The organism is Hydrogenophaga sp. 70-12 (assembly GCF_001897365.1).
Classification (GTDB): domain Bacteria; phylum Pseudomonadota; class Gammaproteobacteria; order Burkholderiales; family Burkholderiaceae_C; genus Hydrogenophaga; species Hydrogenophaga borbori.
Genome location: NZ_MKSS01000180.1, coordinates 1 through 19,167 on the forward strand (window position 1 = coordinate 1; position 19,167 = coordinate 19,167).

General features: G+C 70.6%; 20 protein-coding genes and 1 pseudogene. 13 read left to right on the forward strand and 8 right to left on the reverse strand.

The annotated features are described in order from the left end of the window. Together BGO22_RS10835 and BGO22_RS10840 are read left to right on the forward strand one after the other, a co-directional pair. Window positions 1–432 (forward strand): response regulator (locus BGO22_RS10835; protein WP_286850827.1); only part of this gene is annotated, 432 nt, incomplete at its 5' end. A 61-nt stretch (window positions 433–493) separates the two neighbouring features. After that, entirely contained in the window at window positions 494–949 is a 456-nt protein-coding gene (locus BGO22_RS10840) for a PA2169 family four-helix-bundle protein (protein ID WP_070398292.1), read from the forward strand. Window positions 950–1,009: 60 nt separating this feature from the next. On the opposite strand, the gene BGO22_RS10845 is transcribed toward BGO22_RS10840, so the two are convergent. The 3 genes from BGO22_RS10845 to BGO22_RS10855 form a co-directional block, all read right to left on the reverse strand. Further along, the gene (locus BGO22_RS10845) at window positions 1,010–2,392 is read right to left on the reverse strand and encodes a sigma-54-dependent transcriptional regulator (protein ID WP_070398293.1); all 1,383 of its coding nucleotides are present in this window, start codon (window positions 2,390–2,392) and stop codon (window positions 1,010–1,012) included. A gap of 208 nt (window positions 2,393–2,600) precedes the next feature. Further along, window positions 2,601–3,467, reverse strand: coding sequence for a YihY/virulence factor BrkB family protein (locus BGO22_RS10850; protein ID WP_175442806.1), 867 nt, complete (start codon window positions 3,465–3,467; stop codon window positions 2,601–2,603). Further along, a complete protein-coding gene (locus BGO22_RS10855) occupies window positions 3,464–6,250 on the reverse strand; it encodes a hybrid sensor histidine kinase/response regulator (protein ID WP_070398295.1) in 2,787 nt (928 codons plus the stop codon). The genes BGO22_RS10850 and BGO22_RS10855 overlap by 4 nt, the downstream gene beginning before the upstream one ends. Before the next feature lie 155 nt (window positions 6,251–6,405). Here BGO22_RS10855 and BGO22_RS10860 point away from each other — a divergent pair, with 155 nt between their 5' ends. After that, complete coding sequence (locus BGO22_RS10860; RefSeq protein ID WP_286850830.1) at window positions 6,406–6,588, forward strand: hypothetical protein; 183 nt, start codon at window positions 6,406–6,408, stop codon at window positions 6,586–6,588. 147 nt (window positions 6,589–6,735) lie between these two features. Here BGO22_RS10860 and BGO22_RS10865 read toward each other — a convergent pair whose 3' ends face one another. Both BGO22_RS10865 and BGO22_RS10870 read right to left on the reverse strand, forming a co-directional pair. Beyond that, window positions 6,736–6,909 (reverse strand): YetF domain-containing protein, encoded by a 174-nt coding sequence (locus tag BGO22_RS10865; RefSeq protein WP_139146968.1) that lies wholly within the window; start codon window positions 6,907–6,909, stop codon window positions 6,736–6,738. Window positions 6,910–7,045: 136 nt separating this feature from the next. Beyond that, window positions 7,046–7,222 carry a hypothetical protein gene (locus tag BGO22_RS10870; RefSeq protein WP_175442807.1) on the reverse strand — a complete coding sequence of 59 codons (177 nt, stop codon included), beginning with the start codon at window positions 7,220–7,222 and terminating at the stop codon, window positions 7,046–7,048. A 108-nt stretch (window positions 7,223–7,330) separates the two neighbouring features. Between BGO22_RS10870 and BGO22_RS10875 the strand changes: the two genes are divergently transcribed. Then, window positions 7,331–7,825, forward strand: coding sequence for a CBS domain-containing protein (locus BGO22_RS10875; protein ID WP_070398297.1), 495 nt, complete (start codon window positions 7,331–7,333; stop codon window positions 7,823–7,825). Here BGO22_RS10875 and BGO22_RS10880 read toward each other — a convergent pair. Continuing rightward, window positions 7,820–8,389 (reverse strand): DUF4142 domain-containing protein, encoded by a 570-nt coding sequence (locus BGO22_RS10880; protein WP_070398298.1) that lies wholly within the window; start codon window positions 8,387–8,389, stop codon window positions 7,820–7,822. The genes BGO22_RS10875 and BGO22_RS10880 overlap by 6 nt on opposite strands. A 141-nt stretch (window positions 8,390–8,530) precedes the next feature. Between BGO22_RS10880 and BGO22_RS10885 the strand changes: the two genes are divergently transcribed. The 3 genes from BGO22_RS10885 to clpA all read left to right on the forward strand — a co-directional run bounded on the left by BGO22_RS10885 (window position 8,531) and on the right by clpA (window position 11,878). Next, window positions 8,531–8,929 carry a ChaB family protein gene (locus tag BGO22_RS10885; protein ID WP_070398299.1) on the forward strand — a complete coding sequence of 133 codons (399 nt, stop codon included), beginning with the start codon at window positions 8,531–8,533 and terminating at the stop codon, window positions 8,927–8,929. A gap of 178 nt (window positions 8,930–9,107) precedes the next feature. Beyond that, a complete protein-coding gene (gene clpS / locus BGO22_RS10890; protein ID WP_070398300.1) occupies window positions 9,108–9,464 on the forward strand; it encodes an ATP-dependent Clp protease adapter ClpS in 357 nt (118 codons plus the stop codon). A 77-nt stretch (window positions 9,465–9,541) separates the two neighbouring features. After that, entirely contained in the window at window positions 9,542–11,878 is a 2,337-nt protein-coding gene (gene clpA, locus BGO22_RS10895) for an ATP-dependent Clp protease ATP-binding subunit ClpA (protein WP_070398301.1), read from the forward strand. 73 nt (window positions 11,879–11,951) lie between these two features. Here the strand turns inward: clpA and BGO22_RS10900 are convergent, their stop codons facing one another. Next, window positions 11,952–13,160, reverse strand: coding sequence for an MFS transporter (locus BGO22_RS10900; protein ID WP_070398302.1), 1,209 nt, complete (start codon window positions 13,158–13,160; stop codon window positions 11,952–11,954). 51 nt (window positions 13,161–13,211) lie between these two features. Next, entirely contained in the window at window positions 13,212–14,753 is a 1,542-nt protein-coding gene (locus tag BGO22_RS10905) for a helicase HerA-like domain-containing protein (protein WP_070398303.1), read from the reverse strand. A 107-nt stretch (window positions 14,754–14,860) separates the two neighbouring features. Between BGO22_RS10905 and BGO22_RS10910 the strand changes: the two genes are divergently transcribed. From BGO22_RS10910 to BGO22_RS10935, 6 genes and pseudogenes are all read left to right on the forward strand, one after another. Further along, window positions 14,861–15,586, forward strand: coding sequence for a YebC/PmpR family DNA-binding transcriptional regulator (locus BGO22_RS10910; protein WP_070398304.1), 726 nt, complete (start codon window positions 14,861–14,863; stop codon window positions 15,584–15,586). Continuing rightward, window positions 15,583–16,857, forward strand: coding sequence for a phosphoribosylamine--glycine ligase (gene purD / locus BGO22_RS10915; protein WP_070398305.1), 1,275 nt, complete (start codon window positions 15,583–15,585; stop codon window positions 16,855–16,857). The genes BGO22_RS10910 and purD overlap by 4 nt, the downstream gene beginning before the upstream one ends. A gap of 47 nt (window positions 16,858–16,904) precedes the next feature. Beyond that, entirely contained in the window at window positions 16,905–17,501 is a 597-nt protein-coding gene (locus BGO22_RS10920; protein ID WP_239478138.1) for a 1-acyl-sn-glycerol-3-phosphate acyltransferase, read from the forward strand. Between the two features lie 2 nt (window positions 17,502–17,503). After that, window positions 17,504–18,421 (forward strand): oxygen-dependent coproporphyrinogen oxidase, encoded by a 918-nt coding sequence (gene hemF / locus BGO22_RS10925; protein ID WP_070398306.1) that lies wholly within the window; start codon window positions 17,504–17,506, stop codon window positions 18,419–18,421. After that, window positions 18,421–19,068 (forward strand): nicotinate (nicotinamide) nucleotide adenylyltransferase, encoded by a 648-nt coding sequence (gene nadD / locus BGO22_RS10930; protein WP_070398307.1) that lies wholly within the window; start codon window positions 18,421–18,423, stop codon window positions 19,066–19,068. Before hemF ends, nadD begins: the two co-directional genes overlap by 1 nt. Further along, window positions 19,065–19,167: pseudogene (locus BGO22_RS10935) on the forward strand (ribosome silencing factor); the annotation flags it as partial. The gene nadD and the pseudogene BGO22_RS10935, both read left to right, overlap by 4 nt.

Genomic DNA, 19,167 nt, shown 5'->3' on the forward strand with positions numbered 1-19,167 from the left:
CTGAAGACCGCGGCGGGTGGCGACGGGCTGGCGCCGCTGCGCGCCCGCGTGCTGCTGGCCGAGGACAACGACGCGCTCGGCGACGTGACGGTGGCGCTCATTGAAAGCATGGGCGCGCGCGTGGAGCGCGCCGCGCACGCCGCCCAGGCACTGGAGCGGCTGGAGCGCGGGCCGGCCGTGGACGTGCTGCTGACCGATCTGACCATGCCCGGCGCACTCGACGGCCTGGGCCTGGCGCGCACCGTGCGCCGGCGCTGGCCCGGCGTGCGCGTGGTGCTGATCAGCGCGCAGGGCGACGCGCTGGCCGAGGGGGAGAACTTCCCCGTGCTGCGCAAGCCTTGCGCGCCAGCGGTGCTGATGGCGGCGCTGCGGCCGGCGTCGGCGGAGGGGCGGCCTGCCGCGCCGGGGGCGGGCACGCCATGTGCCCCATGAGCGTGTCGCGCACCGCGACTGCGCGCGTGACCTTGTTCAACCCCTTCGAGGACACACCACCATGGACCAGAAAGCACTGATCAACTGCCTGAACGACCTGATTGAAACCTGCAAGGACGGCGAGTTCGGCTTCCGCAGCACGGGCGAGCACCTGCACGCCGCCGAACTGCAGCGCCTGTTCCTGGCGCGCGCCGAGGAGTGCCGCCAGGCGGCTTCCGAGCTGCAGGCCCTGGTGCTGCAGCTGGGTGGCAACGCGCAGGATCGTGGGTCGGTCGCCGGTGCCGCGCACCGCGGCTGGGTCGCGGTCAAGGGCACGCTCGCCGGCTACAGCGACGTCACCATGCTCGAGGAAGCCGAGCGCGGCGAGGACGTGGCCATCGAACGCTACCGCGAGGCCCTGGCCAAGGACCTGCCGCCCGATGTGCGCGTGGTGGTCGAGCGCCAGCACGAAGGCGCCAAGCGCAACCACACGCAGGTGAGGGCGCTGCGCGACCAGGCCCGGGCGATGGCGGAGTGAATCGCACGGGCGCGGCCCGCGCTGCTTGGGCGGCCGGGCCGCCCGCACCGGGCAGCCCGTTCAAGGCCGCGCCGGTGGCTCGCCCGCGTATTCCTTGAGCCGGTTGTAGAGCGTCTTCAGGCTGATGCCCAGCACGGCGGCCGTGCGCTCCTTCTGCTGCTGGCACGCGTTCAACGTGGCCTCGATCAGCAGGCGCTCGGCCTGCGCCATCGATACGCCGACCGGCAGCGTGATGGCGGGTGTGCCCCCGGGGCCGGGCAGGGCCGGGGCCGCTTCGGCGGCGGGCAGGGGCAGCCACTGCGCGTCGATGGACTCGCCGTCGGCCATCACATAGGCGCGGTGCACGGCGTTGCGCAACTCGCGCACGTTGCCGGGCCAGGGGTAGGCCGCGAGCTGGCGCAGGGCCGAGGCGTCGAAGCGCCGTACCGCGCCTTCGCGGCGCGAGATGTCTTCCAGGAAGTGCCGCGCGAGCAGGGGCACGTCGTCCAGGCGCTCGCGCAGCGGCGGCAGTTCGATCGGGAAGACCGCCAGGCGGTAGAGCAGGTCCTCGCGCAGCTTGCCCTGGGCCACGGCCTCGTGCGGGACGCGGTTGGTGGCGGCGATGATGCGCACGTCGGTCTGGATGCTCTGCGTGGAGCCCACGCGCATGAAGCGGCCGGTTTCCAGCACGCGCAGCAGCTTGACCTGCAGGTCCAGCGGCATCTCGGTGATTTCGTCGAGGAACAGGGTGCCACCACCGGCGCGCTCGAAGAAGCCCAGGTGCTGACGGTCGGCGCCGGTGAAACTGCCTTTCTCGTGGCCGAAGATCTCGCTTTCCATCAGGTGGGGCGAGATGGCGCCGCAGTTCACCGCCAGGAAGGGGCCCGCGTGGCGGCGGCTGAAGCCGTGCACGGTCTGCGCCACCAGCTCCTTGCCGCTGCCGCTTTCGCCGGTGATCAGCACCGTGACCGAGGTGGGCGCGACGCGGTGGATCTGTTCGTAGACCCGGCGCATGGCGGGGCTCTGGCCCCACAGCAGGCCGAAGCGGCCGCCGTCGGCGGCGGGGTCGCGCGGCGTGGGGGCCGGCGCCGGCGCGGCCTCGCTGGCGGGCCGGGCGCCGCAGCGCGTGAGCACGCGCTGCAGCTGCTGCATGGCGATGGGCTTGACCAGGTAGTCGGCCGCGCCGCGGCGCATGGCTTCGATGGACGAGTCCAGGCTCGCGTGGCCGGTGACGAGCACGATGTCGGAGTCGTTGATCAGCTGAGGGTCGGAGAACAGATCGAGGCCGTTGCCATCGGGCAGTTGCAGGTCGAGCAGCACCAGGTCCGGCGGCTGCAGGGCGATCTGGCGGCGCGCGTCGCGCAGGGTGTGGGCCACGGCCACCGAGAAGCGGTCGGCGCGCACGAGTTCGCGCAGCGTGGTGGCGGAGTCGGTGTCGTCGTCAACGATCAGCACATGGTTCATTCGTGGCGTTCCCCCTGTCGGTCTTGGTTGTCACGGGACTGGACCGGCCATCATGGGCGCCGCATGGGCCAGCGTCTGTTTCGATATGTGAGCGCGTCGGGCACGCCGCTTGCCCCCCGCGGCCCGATGCCTCGCGGACATCGCCCCGTGACACGCGACCGGCCGACAGGCGGTCGAGGCGGGCGTTGGAGGCCCTCGGCGGCCCGGCTCAATCGCCCCGTGGCCCGCGCTGCCCACGCCGGCGCGCGGACACGCAGGTGAACTCGGCGCCGATGAGGAAGACCTGGGCGCAGAAGTACACCCACATCAGCAGCGCCACCAGCGAGGCCGCCGCGCCGAAGGCGGAGAGCACGGCGCTGCCGCCGATGTACCAGCCCAGCGCGGTCTTGCCGAGCGAGAACAGCAGCGCCGCCACGGCCGCGCCCAGCCAGATGTCGCGCCACGGCAGGCTCAGGCGCGGCATGCCTTTGTAGAGCGCGGCGAACACGGCGGTCATGAGGGCCAGGCTGAGGGTGAAGTTGAAGGCCTCGGCCAGCCCCGGCAGTCCGGGCGCCAGCCAGGCGGGCCACCACCAGGTGGCGGCCGCGGCCAGCGCCGCGCTCAGCGCGATGGAGCCCATCAGCAGCAGGCCGCAGGCCAGTATGGCCAACACGGCGAGCGCCCGCGCGCGCAGGCCCACCCACCAGGGCGGCGGCGGCAGCGATTCGCTGCGCCAGATGCGGTCCAGCGCGGACTGCAGCTCGGCCAGCACGGTGGTGGCGCCAAACAGCAGGGCGGCGCCACCGGCCAGTCCCGCCCAACCCGCCTCGGGCCGGTGCAGGGCTTGCAGCACGGATTGCACCGAGCGCGCCGGGGCCTCGCCGATGAGGGGCGCCAGGCGGTGCGTGAGTTCACCGGTGGCCGCCCGCTCGCCGAAGAACAGGCCGGCCACCGAGACCGCGATCAACAGCAGGGGGGCGGCGGAGAACAGCGCGTAGTAGGCGATGGCCGCGCCCATGCTGGTGGCGCCGTCGTCGCGCCAGGCGGCGTAGACCTCGCGCAGGAAGGACCAGGCCGCGCGCATCGCCGGCCTCACGGCGCGGCGGCCGAGGCCGCAGGCCTGCGCTGGTGGTCGAGCAGGTGGCTGATCTGCAGCGGACTCACGGGTTTGGTCAGGTGCAGGTCGAAGCCGGCCTCCAGCGCGAGTTCGCGGTCGTGCAGCTGGCTCCAGCCGGTGACGGCCACCAGCAGCGTGTCCCCGCCCCCGGGCGAGCGGCGGATCTCGCGCGCCACCTGGTGGCCGGTGCGCCCGGGCATGCCGATGTCGAGCAGGCAGACGTCGGGGCGCTCCTCGCGCCACTGGGCCACGGCCTCGTTGCCGTCGTAGGCCATGTGCACCTCATGGCCGTCGGCCTGCAGCAGGGCGGCCAGGGTGTCGGAGGCGTCGCGGTTGTCGTCGGCGATGAGCACGCGCAGGCGCCGCCGCTCGCGCTCGGCCGGCTCGCCATCCCCGGCCGGCGCCGGCAGACAGGCCGGGCCCGCCGGCAGGCGGACGGTGAACACGCTGCCCCGGCCGGCGCCGTCGCTGGCGGCCGTGAGCGTGCCGCCATGCAGCTCCACCAGCCCCTTGGACATGGCCAGGCCGATGCCCAGCCCACCGCTGGTGCGCTCGCCGGCGTGGTGCAGCTGGGTGAACATGCGGAAGGCCTCGGGGATGGACTCGGGCGGAATGCCGATGCCGTTGTCGCGCACCTCGATGACGATGGCGTCGCCTCGCTGGCCGGCGTGCAACTCGATGGTGCCGCCCGGGTCGGTGTACTTGGCGGCGTTGGTGAGCAGGTTGCCCACCACCTGCGCCAGGCGCAGGGGGTCGGCGTCGAACACGGTGGGCCGCTGATCGACGAAGCTCAGCAACTGATGCCCCTTGGCGTCGATCAGCGGGCGGGCCGTCTCCACCGCCGAGGCCAGCACGCCGGCCAGGTCGGTGGGCGAGCGGCGCAGGGCCAGCGCGCCGCGCGTGATGCGCGAGATGTCGAGCAGGTCGTCCAGCAGCAGGGCCATGTGCGAGACCTGGCGGTCGATGACCTCGCAGCTCCAGCGTTTCTGCTCCTCGCTGGCGTGCGGCGACATGGCCAGCAGCGTGGCCTGGCGGATGGGCGCGAGCGGGTTGCGCAGCTCGTGCGCGAGCGTGGCCAGGAACTCGTCCTTGCGGCGGTCGCTGTCGCGCAGCAGCTGTTCGTTGCGCATGCGCTCGGAGATGTCGGTGAACCACACGCCCAGGCCGTCGGGGATGGGCGAGGCGATGCAGTGCAGCCAGCGCGGCTCGGCGCCCGCGTGGTCGACGGCGTCGAACTCGCAGGTGCTGGCCGATTCGATGGCGGTGACGCAGTAGCTGAAGGCGGGGTGCCCCATCCAGCGGCAGCTCGGGTTCTGCAGCACGCGCTGGCCCACCACCTCGCCCGGGGCGCAGTCCAGCGCGTGCGCGGCCGCGCGGTTGAGGTAGACCCACAGAAAGTCGACGATGCGCTCGCCCTGCCGCACGGGCCGCAGGATGACGAAGGGCGCGCCGGAAGACGTGAGCACCGCCTCGAAGCGCCCCTGCGTGGCGAGCAGCTCGTCCCGGGTGCGCGCGCGCTCGGTGAACATGGCGGCCTTGCGGGCGCAGATGTCGGCCAGGCGGCGCTCGCGCTCGGTGGGTGGGCGCGATTCGTCCAGGTGCACGGTGATCGCCCCCAGCACCTGGCCCTGGGAACTGATCAGGGGCGTGCTGTGGACCGCGCGGATCGCCTGGGTCTCGAAGAAGTCGCGGCAGGCCTTGAAGGTTTCGCTGGTGCGGGTGTCTGCCACCACCACGCGCGCGCCCTGGCGGCAGGCCTCGGCGCAGGCGCCGGTGCTCAGGCCCTCGGCCATGGCCAGCGCGGCCTCGTCGAAGCCCAGGCTGGCCTCGACGCGCAGGCCGTCCGCGCCGGGCTCGCACAGCGCGACCATGCCACGGCGCGCGCCATGGAAGTGCGCCAGCGCGGCCAGGATCATGTTCAGCTGCTGCGCGAGCTGCGGCGTCTCCAGCAATTGCGTGCTCAGTTCGTGCAGGTGGTTCAGGTCATCGACCTGCTGGCCGAGCTGTTCGCGCGCGGCCTCCAGCTGGGCGTCGACGCGTTTGCGCTCGGTGACGTCCACGCAGGCGCCGCGCAGGCGCACCGCGCGTTGGCCGCGCCAGACGACGTGCACGCGCAGCAGCAGCTGCCGGGGCGGCGCGCCGTCGGCCGAGGGCACGCTCAGTTCGCGCTCGTAGTAGGCCGCGCCCTCTTTCAATCGGCGCATGATGTGCTCGCGGCTGTCGGCCAGCAGGTGGGGCGGGATGCGCGCGGTCCAGTCATGCAGGGGCACGGCCCCATTCGACACCGGCGCGCCGGCCAGCCGGGCCAGCACGGGCGAGGCCCGCACGGTCCGGGCGGCGAGGTCGATGTCGAACACGCCGATCCCCGTGCCTTCGATGGCCATGGAGAGCCGGTCTTCCGCCAGCGCCGCGCGCGCCCGCGTGTTGCGCAGTGACCCCCCCAGGCCGACCAACAGCCCGCCCAGCAGCAGGTACAGCGCCAGGCGCATCGGGTCGGCGCCGGTGGGGCTGGTCCAGGCGTCCAGCGCGGCCAGGGGCCAGCCGGTGCCGATGGCTCCGGCGAGCAGCAAGAGCACGCCCGGCCCCGGGCCCAGCGCGGCGGCCGCCACGGCGGCCGCCGGCAGGTAGAACACGAAGGGCCGCAGAGCGCCCACCGACGGCCACAGCAGCCAGTGCAGCGCGCCGGCGAGCACGGCGATCACCAGGGCAATGGCATAACGTTGCGCATTCGACATTTCCTTACCGTAGCGCCATTGGTTCATGGTGTGCGTATCCAGAAGAAAGCGTGGGCGCCCGGTCATCGGTGCCGGCGCCGGGAAAGGAACGTTCGCCGCGGCCGCCGGCTCCATGCGACAAGGACGCTGCGATGGAACGGACAAGGCCGACCCTCTCCCTGTGGCAACGCGCGCTGCGCCAGATGGCCGGCCTGCTGGCGAGGCCGGGTCGCGATACCGCGGCCCGGGCGGCGCCACTGGGCGACGCGGACTGGGCGGCCCGCTCGGCGGTGGGCGAGGAAGACCCCGGCGCCAGTGTGGATCTGCTCGATACCCGGCCGCCGTCGCCGGAGGCGATCAGGGCGGGTGGGCCGCCGCGCGGCTGAGGTGGTCGCCCGCCGGAGGCGGGGGTTCGGTCGGGCCGGGCACCGGCGGTGCCGGCGGCGGATCGCCCATCGGCGGCGGTACGGGGTCGGTGAGGGGCGGCGGCGCCGGGGGCTGCACCGGCGGTGGAGGGGGGGTGTGCATGGAAGTCATACCGCTTTCTTGCGCTCGTCGCGCGGGTGGGGAAGGTGATCGGGGGATGGGTCGCGGGCCAGGATCGCGATGCCGCCGTCGGGTTCCAGCACGGCCCACTTCACGTCCTGCAGCCGCTGCAGACCGGCCTTGTGCATCTCGGTGAACACCTCGTCGGGCGTGACGCGCATGCATCATCAGCAGCGACACCAACTCCAGCGGCGCGAGCTGGCCGAATTCGCGCTTGCCCAGGATGCGCAGACCGACCAGCACGAACAGGCAGATGACGGCGACGCGCAGCACGGTGTCCATGGGGCTTGGGCCGCTTCACAGCAGCACCAGGGTAGAAAACGCCAGCCGCGCGAGCGCGGGCCGGTCGGCACCCCTCAGTTCGACCCAGCCCGGCAGGCGACCCCAGTCGTCTGCCTCCAGCGGCCCGATCCGCACCACCCGGCGATAGGCGGGCGAGGGGCGTGGCAGGGCGGGCGGCGGCGTGGGCGGCATGGTGGCTCCGGGCTGGCAAACGGCGTGCCCGGTGGCTGGCGTGCCCTGGGCGCGCCGCTTGCCAGCGACCGGAACCCCCTCCCTCAAGCCTTTGGAAAGGACCTACCCATGAACCAAGTCAGCGAAGTGATGACCCGTGGCGTGCGCACCCTGTCGCCGCAAGACACCCTGCGTCTGGCGGCGCAGGCCATGGAAGAGATGGAGATCGGCTCCATCCCCGTGTGCGACGGCCAGCGCCTGCTCGGCATGGTGACCGACCGCGACCTCGTGGTGCGGGGCCTGGCCCAGGGCCTGGCGCCCGAGCGCACCACCCTGAGCGAGGTGATGAGCCCGCACGTGCAGTGGTGTTACGAGGACCAGTCCATCGAAGAAGCCGCGCAGCTGATGTGCGACGCGCAAATCCGCCGCCTGCCGGTGGTGGACCACGACAAGCGCCTGGTGGGCCTGCTGTCCCTGGGCGACGTGGCGGTGAAGGCCGGCCCAGGCGACGCCGCCCAGGCTTTGCAGGACATTTCGCGACCCGCGAAGCCGGAGCGCGGCGGCCTGTCGCAGGCCAGTGGCCCGGCGGGTGGCGGTGCCGACGCCGCCGGCCGGCGCTCATGAACCTTTGGAGGCGCTGCCCTTGGGCGGGGGCAGCTCCTTCGCCATCGTGAGGTGGCGCTGCAGGCCGGGCAGGCCGCGCGAAGCGAAGGCCTTGACGTCCGGGTCGTCGGCCCGGGCAGCGGCCTTGTCGAACAGCTTGATGGCGTCTTCGTGGGCGCCGATGCCGAACGTCTCGACGTAGCGGCGGTTGAAGGTATCGCCCGCCGAGGTGGACAGCAGCTTGAGCCGGCCCCGCTGCAGCATCGAGGCTTCGCGCGGCAGGTCCACGCCCTTGGCGCGGGCCAGGGCGGCGAGTTCTTCGGCCAGTCGGGTGTGCTCCTCCACCATGGTCTGCGCGAAGCGCTGGACCTGCGGGTCGCTGGCTTTCTGCACGGCCAGGCGACTGGCCTCGATCTCGGCGTGGCCGTTCTGCGCGGCCTGTTCCATGAAGCCGCTGTCGGCCCGGGTGGCGCGCGCGGCGGCCGGGGGAGAGGGGGACGCGGCGCCTGTCTGCGCCCAGGACGGCAGCGAGAGCAGGGGCAGGGTGGCGAGTGCGATGGCGCGGCGGCGATGAAGGGAGGGCATGGCGGGATCTCCGGTGAACGAAAGGGCCCCGCGGGCGGCAAGCCATGTGCCTGTGCCACGGCTCTGCCACCGTGGCGGCCGGGCACAGGCCTTGCCGCCCCACCATCGCGGGCCCTTCGAACCCGCGATGCAGGAGTCCCCATGAAAAAGTCCCATGCCGCTGTCGATCTGCCCGCCACGCTGGAGCGGTCTTCCCCCAAGGCCCAGCGCACCTACGCCAAAACCCTGCTGAGCGCCGAGCAGCAATACGGCCCGGGCGAGCGCGCCAGCCGCACCGCCTTCGCCACGCTCAAGCACGGCTTCGAAAAGGTGGACGACCGCTGGGTGGCCAAGCGACGCAAAGGCCCCTCGGACCCGCGCTCGGCCGGCCCGCGCTCGGCCGCCCGCCGCAACCGGGGCGAGACCTACGGGGGCGTCGACGGCATCGGCCACACCCGGGCCGAGTTGTACCGGCGCGCCACCGCCCTGGGCATCCGGGGCCGCTCCACCATGCGCAAGGCGGAACTGGCCCAAGCGATCGGCGACCGGCAGAAATCCTGAGCCGCGCCTGCGACGCCAGCGCCCGATGGGCGGAATTGGACCGGTTTTGCGTGCGCTGCTTGGCGCCTAGGCCGCACGCCCTGATCGCACAATAGCCCCTGGCGGTATCCGTCGCCCGGCCAATGGTCGGTGTCCCGGATGCCATTGGGGGCGCGGTGCGCTCGCTAGAATGAAATTCATGGCTTCGCAGATACCCAAGAAACCAGAGACCCCGGCGGCCCCGCCCGCGACGGGCAGCGACGATGCGGTCGTGCTGGAACGGCGCACCCAGCGCGTCCAGCCGCCCCAGATGTACCAGGTGGTGCTGCTCAACGACGACTTCACCCCCATGGAATTCGTCGTGCAGGTCATCCAGGAGTACTTCAGCAAGGACCGAGAAACGGCCACCCAGATCATGCTGAAGATTCACCTGGAGGGAAAAGGGGTTTGCGGCGTGTATTCGCGCGACGTGGCCAGTACCAAGGTAGATCAGGTGCTGCAGGCCGCCCGCTCGGCGGGACACCCCTTGCAATGCTTGAGCGAACCTGTTGAATAAGCGTTCAAACGCCCAATCTAGAGCCTACATTCGTCTCAGGACGCGTATTCTGACCCCCAGCACAAAGGACGTGCCACATGATTGCCCAGGAACTTGAAGTCAGCTTGCACATGGCCTTCGTTGAGGCCAGGCAGCAGCGGCACGAATTCATCACGGTGGAACACCTGCTGCTGGCCCTGCTCGACAACCCCAGCGCCGCCGAGGTCTTGCGCGCCTGCTCGGCCAACATCGACGACCTGCGCAAGTCCTTGACCAACTTCATCAAGGACAACACCCCGCAGGTGGCCGGCACCGACGAGGTCGACACCCAGCCCACCCTGGGTTTCCAGCGCGTGATCCAGCGCGCCATCATGCACGTGCAGTCCACCGGCAACGGCAAGAAGGAAGTCACCGGCGCCAACGTGCTGGTCGCCATCTTTGGCGAAAAGGACTCGCACGCCGTGTACTACCTGCACCAGCAGGGCGTCACCCGCCTGGACGTGGTGAACTTCATCGCCCACGGCATCCGCAAGAGCGACCCGCCCGAGCCGACCAAGTCGAACGAGAGCGCCGCCGAGAACGAGGAGGCCACCGAAGCCAAGGGCAACGAGAAGGCCTCGCCGCTGGAGCAGTTCACCCAGAACCTGAACCAGATGGCCAAGGACGGCAAGATCGACCCGCTCATCGGCCGCGAGTACGAGGTCGAGCGCGTGATCCAGATCCTGTGCCGCCGCCGCAAGAACAACCCGCTGCTGGTGGGTGAGGCCGGCGTGGGCAAGACCGCCATCGCCGAGGGCCTGGCCTGGCGCATCACCCAAGGCGATGTGCCGGAGATCCTGGCCGAGTCCAACGTGTATTCGCTGGACATGGGCGCGCTGCTGGCCGGCACCAAGTACCGCGGCGATTTCGAGCAGCGCCTCAAAGGCGTGCTCAAGTCGCTCAAGGACAAGCCCAATGCCATCCTGTTCATCGACGAGATCCACACCCTGATCGGGGCCGGCGCGGCCTCGGGCGGCACGCTGGACGCGTCCAACCTGCTCAAGCCGGCGCTCTCCAGCGGCCAGCTCAAGTGCATCGGCGCGACCACCTTCGCCGAGTACCGCGGCATTTTCGAGAAGGACGCGGCGCTGTCGCGGCGCTTCCAGAAGGTCGACGTGGTCGAGCCGACGGTGGAGCAGACCGTGGACATCCTCAAGGGCCTGAAATCGCGCTTCGAGGAGCACCACAACGTCAAGTACGCCGTGGCGGCCCTGCAGGCCGCGGCCGAGCTGTCGGCCAAGTACATCAACGACCGCCACCTGCCCGACAAGGCCATCGACGTGATCGACGAGGCCGGCGCGGCGCAGCGCATCCTGCCGGCGTCCAAGCGCAAGAAAACCATCTCCAAGACCGAGGTCGAGGAGATCGTGGCCAAGATCGCGCGCATCCCGCCCGCCAACGTGTCCAACGACGACCGCGGCAAGCTGCAGACGCTGGAGCGCGACCTCAAGAGCGTGGTGTTTGGCCAGGACAAGGCGCTGGAGGTGCTCGCCGCCAGCGTGAAGATGGCGCGCTCGGGCCTGGGCAAGGCCGACAAACCGATCGGCGCTTTCCTGTTCAGCGGCCCCACCGGCGTGGGCAAGACCGAAGCGGCCAAGCAGCTCGCCTACATCATGGGCATCGAGCTGATCCGCTTCGACATGTCCGAGTACATGGAGCGCCACGCGGTGAGCCGACTGATCGGCGCGCCTCCGGGCTACGTGGGCTTCGACCAGGGCGGCCTGCTGACCGAGGCCATCACCAAGAAGCCGCACTGCGTGCTGCTGCTCGACGAGATCGAGAAGGCGCACCCGGACATCTTCAACGTGCTGCTGCAGGTGATGGACCACGGCACGCTGACCGACAACAACGGACGCAAGGCCGACTTCCGCAACGTGATCATCATCATGACCACGAACGCGGGTGCCGAGACCATGAACAAGGCCACCATCGGCTTCACCAACCCGCGCGCCGCCGGCGACGAGATGGCCGACATCAAGCGCCTGTTCACGCCCGAGTTCCGCAACCGCCTCGACGCGATCGTGAACTTCAAGGCGCTGGACGAGCAGATCATCCTGCGCGTGGTCGACAAGTTCCTGCTGCAGCTGGAAACGCAACTGGCCGAGAAGAAGGTGGAGGTCACCTTCACCGACACGCTGCGCCAGCACCTGGCCAAGAAGGGCTTCGACCCGCTCATGGGCGCGCGCCCGATGCAACGCCTGATCCAGGACACGATCCGCCGTGCGCTGGCCGACGAGTTGCTGTTCGGTCGCCTCACCGAAGGCGGTCGCCTCACCGTGGACCTGGTCACCAAGACCGGCGAAGACGGCAAGGAAACGCAGGAAGTCGATCTGGACATCCAGCCCCTGCCCAAGAAAGAGGGCAAGGCCAAGCCGGAAGAGGCAACCGAGGTCTAAGGACCGTCGGCGTGTCGAACGCCCGAGAGAAAAGCCCGGCTCCGCCGGGCTTTTCTTTGGGGGGTCTGCGCTTTTAGGCCGGGCGCCGGCGGCGACGGTTCAGCAGCAGGCCCAGGCCACACAGCAGCGCGAAGCCGGCGCCGCCCAGGAAAGTGGCCTGCGAGCCGAGCTGCTCCCACAGCAGGCCGGCGATGGCGCTGGCCAGCAGCATCGCGATCCCGCTCATCAGGTTGAACAGGCCAAAGGCCGTGCCACGCAGATCGGCCGGCGCGGTGTCGGCCACCATCGCCGCCAGCAGGCCCTGCGTCATGCCCATGTGCAGACCCCACAGCGCCACGCCCAGCAGCAGGGTCGGCCATCCTGGCGCGAAGGCCAGCACCACATCGGCGACCATCAGCACCGCCAGGCCCCAGGCCAGCAGCCGGGTGTGGCTCATCGAGTCCGAGAGCTTGCCGAAGGGGTACGCGCTGAGGGCATAGATCGCGTTCATCGCCACCATGACCAGCGGCACCAGGGACGCTGCCACGCCGAGCTGCTGCGCACGCAGCACCAGGAAGGCCTCGCTGAAGCGCGCCAGCGTGAAGACCGCGCCGATGATCACCACGCTCCAGTAGGGGCCGGCGAGCCGCCGCAAGGCCTCGCGCCGGATGGGGCTGCCACGGCCGGCGGTGCCCGGCGGCTGCGCGGGCTCGCGCACGCCCACGATGAGCAGCAGCACGGCGAGCACGCCCGGGATCACGGCGAACCAGAACACGGCGCGGAAATCGTTGGCCAGCAGGACCATGAGCACGGTGGCCAGCAGCGGGCCGACAAAGGCCCCCACCGTGTCGAGCGACTGGCGCAGGCCGTAGGCCGCGCCGCGCTGTTCGGGCGGCACCAGGTCGGCCACCAGGGCGTCGCGCGGCGCGCCACGTATGCCTTTGCCGATGCGGTCGACGAAACGCGCCGTGACCACCACACCGGCGCCCTGCGCCAGCGCGAAGGCCGGCTTGGTGAGTGCGCCCAGGCCGTAGCCGACCACGGCGAGCCACTTGCGGCGCCGGAAATGGTCGCTCAGCACGCCAGAGAAGACCTTGACGATGAGCGCCGTCGATTCGGCCACGCCCTCTATCAGGCCCACCACCAGCACGCTCACGCCCAGCGAGCCCACGAGAAAGATCGGCAGCAGGCTGTGGACCATCTCCGAAGAAATGTCCATGAGCAGGCTGACGAAGCCCAGCACCCAGATGGCGCGGGGCAGGGCGGGCCCAGCCTGCGGTGCCGGGGTGGGCGTGTGCGGCACGGGCGGGCTTTCGCTCCGAACGCGTGGCGGGTCGAGGGGCCCGGGTTCGCTTCAGCGCTTGCCGCCCAGCAGCCCGCCCAGCACCCCGCGCAGGATCTGGCGGCCCAGGCCGCTGGCCACGGTGCGCGCGGCGGTTTTGGCCATGGTCTGCACCAGGCCGTCGTACTGGCCGCCGCGCGGGCCCGTGCGGCCGAACAGCACCTCGTTGATCACGCTTTTTTCTTCCGCGGCCGGCGCGTCCTTGGCCGCGCCCGGGATGCGCGGGGTCTTGACGGCGGGCTTGCCCTCGGGCGCCTCGGCCGCTTCTTCGCCGCGACCGCCGGCGCGGCCGCGGAAGATCTCGAACGCGCTCTCGCGGTCCACCAGCTTTTCGTAGGTGCCAGCCACCAGCGAGCCCTGGATCAGCGCGCGCCGCTGCTCGGGCGTGATGGGGCCGATCTGGCTGCCTGGCGGCACCACGTAGGCGCGCTCGGTCTCGCAAGGGCGGCCCTTGGGGTCGAGAAAGCTCACCAGGGCTTCGCCCACGGCGAGTTCGGTGATGGCGGCCTCGATGTCCAGGCCGGCCTTGGGCCGCATGGTCTGGGCGGTGGACTTCACCGCCTTCTGGTCGCGCGGCGTGAAAGCGCGCAGCGCGTGCTGCACGCGGTTGCCGAGCTGGCCGAGCACGCTGTCGGGGATGTCCAGCGGGTTCTGCGTCACGAAGTACACGCCCACGCCCTTGGAGCGCACCAGGCGCACCACGAGCTCGATGCGCTCGACCAGCGCTTTGGGTGCCTCGTCGAACAGCAGGTGCGCCTCGTCGAAGAAGAACACCAGCTTGGGCTTGTCGGGGTCACCGATCTCGGGCAGGGTCTCGAACAGCTCCGAGAGCATCCACAGCAGGAAGGTGGCGTACAGGCGCGGCGCGTTGAGCAGCCTGTCGGCCGCCAGGATGTTGATCACCCCCTTGCCGTCCACGGTCTGCATGAAGTCGGCGATGTCGAGCATGGGCTCGCCGAAGAACTTGTCGCCGCCCTGCGATTCGACCTGCATGAGCCCGCGCTGGATGGCGCCGATGGAGGCGGCGCTGATGTTGCCGTACTCGGTGGTGAACTGCTTGGCGTTGTCGCCCACGTGCTGCAGCATGGCCCGCAGGTCCTTCATGTCGAGCAGCAGCAGGCCGTTGTCGTCGGCGATCTTGAAGATCAGGTTCAACACGCCGGACTGCGTGTCGTTCAGGTTGAGCATGCGCGCCAGCAGCAGCGGGCCCATGTCGCTGATGGTGGCGCGCACGGGGTGGCCCTGTTCGCCGAACACGTCCCACAGCGTGGTGGGGCATTCGGTGGGCTGGGGCAGCTCGATGCCGCGCTCGGCCAGCACGCCGGCCATCTTCTCGCCGATCTTGCCGGTCTGGCTGATGCCGCACAGGTCGCCCTTGACGTCGGCCATGAACACCGGCACGCCGATGCGCGAGAAGCCTTCGGCCATGGCCTGCAGCGTCACCGTCTTGCCCGTGCCGGTGGCGCCGGTGATGAGGCCGTGGCGGTTGGCCAGGCCGGGCAGCAGCTGGCAGGTGGTGTGGGCGTTCTTGGCGATCAGCAGGGGGTCGGCCATGGCGGGGTCCTGAGGGGGTGGGCGGGACGCAAAGGGACGGGAAGGGGCGCAATCGTAAAATCGCGGGCTCATTAGATCAAAGCCAGCAGGCATTTCGAGGACTTCCCATGGCCGGACACAGCAAATGGGCGAACATCCAGCACCGCAAGGGGCGCCAGGACGAGAAGCGGGGGAAGATCTGGACCCGCGTGATCCGTGAAATCACGGTGGCCGCGCGCAGCGGCGGCGGCGACCCCGCCATGAACCCGCGCCTGCGCCTGGCCATCGAGAAGGCCAAGGCGGCCAACATGCCGGCCGACCGCATCAAGTACAACGTGGACAAGGCCTCGGGCACGCTGGAAGGCCTGTCGCTGGAGGAAATCCGCTACGAGGGCTATGGCATCGGTGGCGCGGCGGTGATCCTGGACACCATGACCGACAACCGCGTGCGCACCGTGGCCGAGGTGCGCCACGCCTTCAGCAAGTACGGCGGCAACCTGGGCACCGAAGGCTCGGTGGCCTTCCAGTTCAAGCACTGCGGCCAGCTCATCTTCGCGCCCGGCACCTCGGAAGACGCGGTGATGGAGGTGGCTTTGGAGGCTGGCGCCGAGGACGTCATCACCGACGAGGACGGCGCCATCGAGGTGCTGACCGCGCCGGGCGACTTCGAGGCCGTGAAGGACGCGCTCGAAGCCAAGGGTCTCAAGCCCGAGATCGCCGAGGTGACCATGCGCGCCGAAAACACCGTGGCTCTGGCCGGCGAAGACGCCGCGCGCATGCAGAAGCTGCTGGACATCCTGGAAGACCTGGACGACGTGCAGAACGTCTACCACAACGCTGAAATCTCGGAATGAAGGTTCTTGTCATCGGCGGCGGTGGCCGCGAACACGCGCTCGCCTGGCGCCTGAAGCAGTCCGAGGGCGTGGACCAGGTGGTCGTGGCCCCGGGCAACGCCGGCACCGCGCGCGACCCGCAGCTCACCAACCTGCCCATCACCGACAAGGTGGCGCTGCGCGAATGGGTGCAGGCCCATGGGGTGGCGCTCACCGTGGTGGGGCCCGAGGCGCCGCTGGCGGCGGGCGTGGTGGACGAGTTCCGCGCGCACGGCCTGGCCATCTTCGGCCCCACGCGCCAGGCCGCGCAGCTGGAAAGCTCCAAGGCCTTCAGCAAGGCCTTCATGCAGCGCCACGGCATCCCCACGGCCGAGTACCAGGCCTTCACCGATCCGGTCCAGGCCCACGCTTACGTCGACGCAAAGGGCGCGCCCATCGTCGTCAAGGCCGACGGGCTGGCGGCCGGCAAGGGCGTGGTGGTGGCCATGACGGCGGCCGAGGCGCACGAGGCCATCGACTTCATGCTGCTGGATAACAAGCTCGGCGTGGCCCACAACGAAGGCGGCGCGCGCGTCGTCATCGAAGAGTTCCTGCAGGGCGAGGAAGCCAGCTTCATCGTGCTGTGCGACGGCGAGCACGCCCTGGCGCTGGCCACCAGCCAGGACCACAAGCGCCTGAAGGACGCCGACCAGGGCCCCAACACCGGCGGCATGGGCGCGTACTCCCCCGCGCCGGTGGTCACGCCCGAGGTGCACCGACGCGCCATGGACGAGGTGATCCTGCCCACGCTGCGCGGCATGAAGGCCGACGGCATTCCCTACACCGGCTTCCTCTACGCGGGCCTCATGGTCACGCCCGACGGCGCGGTCAAGACCCTGGAGTTCAACTGCCGCATGGGCGACCCCGAAACGCAGCCCATCATGATGCGGCTGCGCAGCAACTTCGCGCAGGTGCTGCTGGCCGCCACGCGCGGCGAACTCGATCGCGTGCAACTCGATTGGGACCCGCGCGTCGCGCTGGGCGTCGTGATGGCCGCGGCCGGCTACCCGCTGGACCCGCGCAAGGGCGACGCCATCACCGGCCTGCCCGCCGACGAGGCCGACCGCATGGTGTTCCACGCCGGCACCGCCCAGGACGGCGCGGCGGTGCGGGTGTCGGGCGGGCGCGTGCTGTGCGTCACCGCGCTGGCCGACTCGGTCGCGCAGGCGCAGCGCCGCGCCTATGAGGTGGTCGACGCGATCGCCTTCGACGGCATGCAATGCCGCCGCGACATCGGTTTCCGCGCGCTTTGATCGCCCCGGATCCGCGCGGGCCCGTCCCGCTGCCGCCACCCCACGCGGTGCGCTTTCGCGGCTCCCGCCTGGCGCGCGCGCTGCTGCGCCTGGCGGGCTGGCGCGTCGTCGAGGACGGCTTCCCGGGCCGCCAGGGCGTCGCCATCGTCTACCCCCACACCAGCAACTGGGACTTCGTGGTGGGCGTGCTGGCCAAATGGGCCATCGGCATTCCGGTGCGCTTCTGGGGCAAGGACACGCTGTTCGACGTGCCGCTGTTCGGCCGCTGGCTGCGCTGGCTCGGCGGCATTCCCATCGAACGCCGCTCGCCGCGCGGCGCCGTGGGCGCCATGGTGCACACCATGCGCGAGGCCGTGGCGCGCGGCGAACTGCTGTGGCTGGCGCTCTCGCCCGAGGGCACGCGCCGGCGCACGCCGGGCTGGCGCAGCGGCTTCTACCGCGTGGCGCTGGACGCCGGCGTGCCGCTGGCGCTGGTGGCCCTGGATTACAGTCGGCGGGAGGTGAGGGTGTGTGGCTTTGTGCGCCTGAGCGGCGACGCCGCGCGCGACTATGCCTGCCTGGCCGAGGCCTTCGCCGGGGTGCGCGGCCTGCGCCCCGCGCAGGCCAGCCCGGTGCAAGCCCTGCCCAAGACTGATACGGTGTGAGCATGTCCGACAACCCGATCGCCAACGTCCGCGAATACCTCGTCGATCTGCAGGAGCGGATCACCTCCACCGTGGCCCTGGTCGACGGCGGCCAGTTCGTGGTGGACCGCTGGAAGAAAAAGCCCGGCGAGAAGCTGCAGGGCAGCGGCATCACCCAGATCCTGGAAGACGGCCCGGTGTTCGAGCGCGCGGGCTGCGGCTTCTCGCACGTGCGCGGGCGCCAGCTGCCACCCTCGGCCACCCAGCACCGGCCCGAACTGGCCGGCGCGCCCTTCGAGGCCATGGGCGTGTCGCTGGTCTTCCACCCGCGCAACCCCTACGTGCCGACGGTGCACATGAACGTGCGCATGATCGCCGCCACGCCCAAGGGCGGCGCGCCGGTGTGCTGGTTCGGCGGCGGCATGGACCTCACGCCGTACTATGGTTTCGAGGACGACGCGCGGCATTTCCACCGCGCCTGCAAGGCCGCGCTCGACCCCTTCGGCGTCGACAAGTACCCGCGCTTCAAGCGCTGGTGCGACGAGTACTTCTACCTGAAGCACCGCGACGAGCAGCGCGGCGTCGGCGGCGTCTTCTTCGACGATTTCTCCGAACTCGGCTTCGACGGCAGCTTCGCCATGATGAGTTCGGTGGGCGACGCCTTCCTCGACGCCTACCTGCCCATCGTCGATCAGCGCAAGAACACCGCGTATGGCGAGCGCGAGCGCAGCTTCCAGCTCTACCGGCGCGGCCGCTACGTGGAGTTCAACCTGGTGTGGGACCGGGGCACGCACTTCGGCCTGCAGTCCGGCGGGCGCAGCGAGTCCATCCTGCTGTCCATGCCGCCGCTGGTGAGCTGGGCCTACAACCGCCAGACGAAGAAGGGCACGCCCGAGGACCGGCTCTACCGCGACTTCCTGGTGCGCCGGGACTGGGTCTGATGGCCGGTTCCGGTGCTCCGCTCCAGCGCGTCGGCATGTTCGGCGGCGCCTTCGATCCGCCGCACACCGCGCACCGCGCGCTGGCCCAGGCCGCGCTGGAACAGCTGCAACTGGACGCGCTGCACGTGATGCCCACCGGCCAGGCCTGGCACAAGGCGCGCACGCTGTCGCCCGCGCACCACCGCATCGCCATGTGCGAGCGCGCCTTCGGCGACCTGCCGCGCGTGCGCATCGACCGTCGCGAGACCGAGCGCCAGGGCCCCAGCTACACCGCCGACACGCTGGCGGAACTGCGCGCCGAGTACCCGCAGGCCACGCTGTACCTGGTGCTCGGCGCCGACCAGTTGCTCGCCTTCAAGTCCTGGGTGCGCTGGGAGGAGGTGCTGTCGCTGGCCACCCTGGCGGTGGCCAACCGACCCACCGACATTGGCGCCCAGGCCCTGCGCGGCGACGCGCCGCTCATCGACCTCAGCCGCGTCGACCTGCCTTTCGTGCCGCTGCGCATGCCGCTGCAGCACATCAGCGCCACCGCGCTGCGCGCCAAACTCGCCGCCGACCCGGCCGAGGGACCGCCGCTGGACCTGTTGGTCCCGGACGCGGTCGCAAGCTATATTTCACAGCACCACCTCTACCAGACCGCTTCATGACCAGCGAATCCGCCGCGAAGAAAGACATCCAGAAACTGCAAAGGGCCATCGTCGATGGCCTGGAGGACGTCAAGGGCCAGGACATCGTGGTCTTCAACA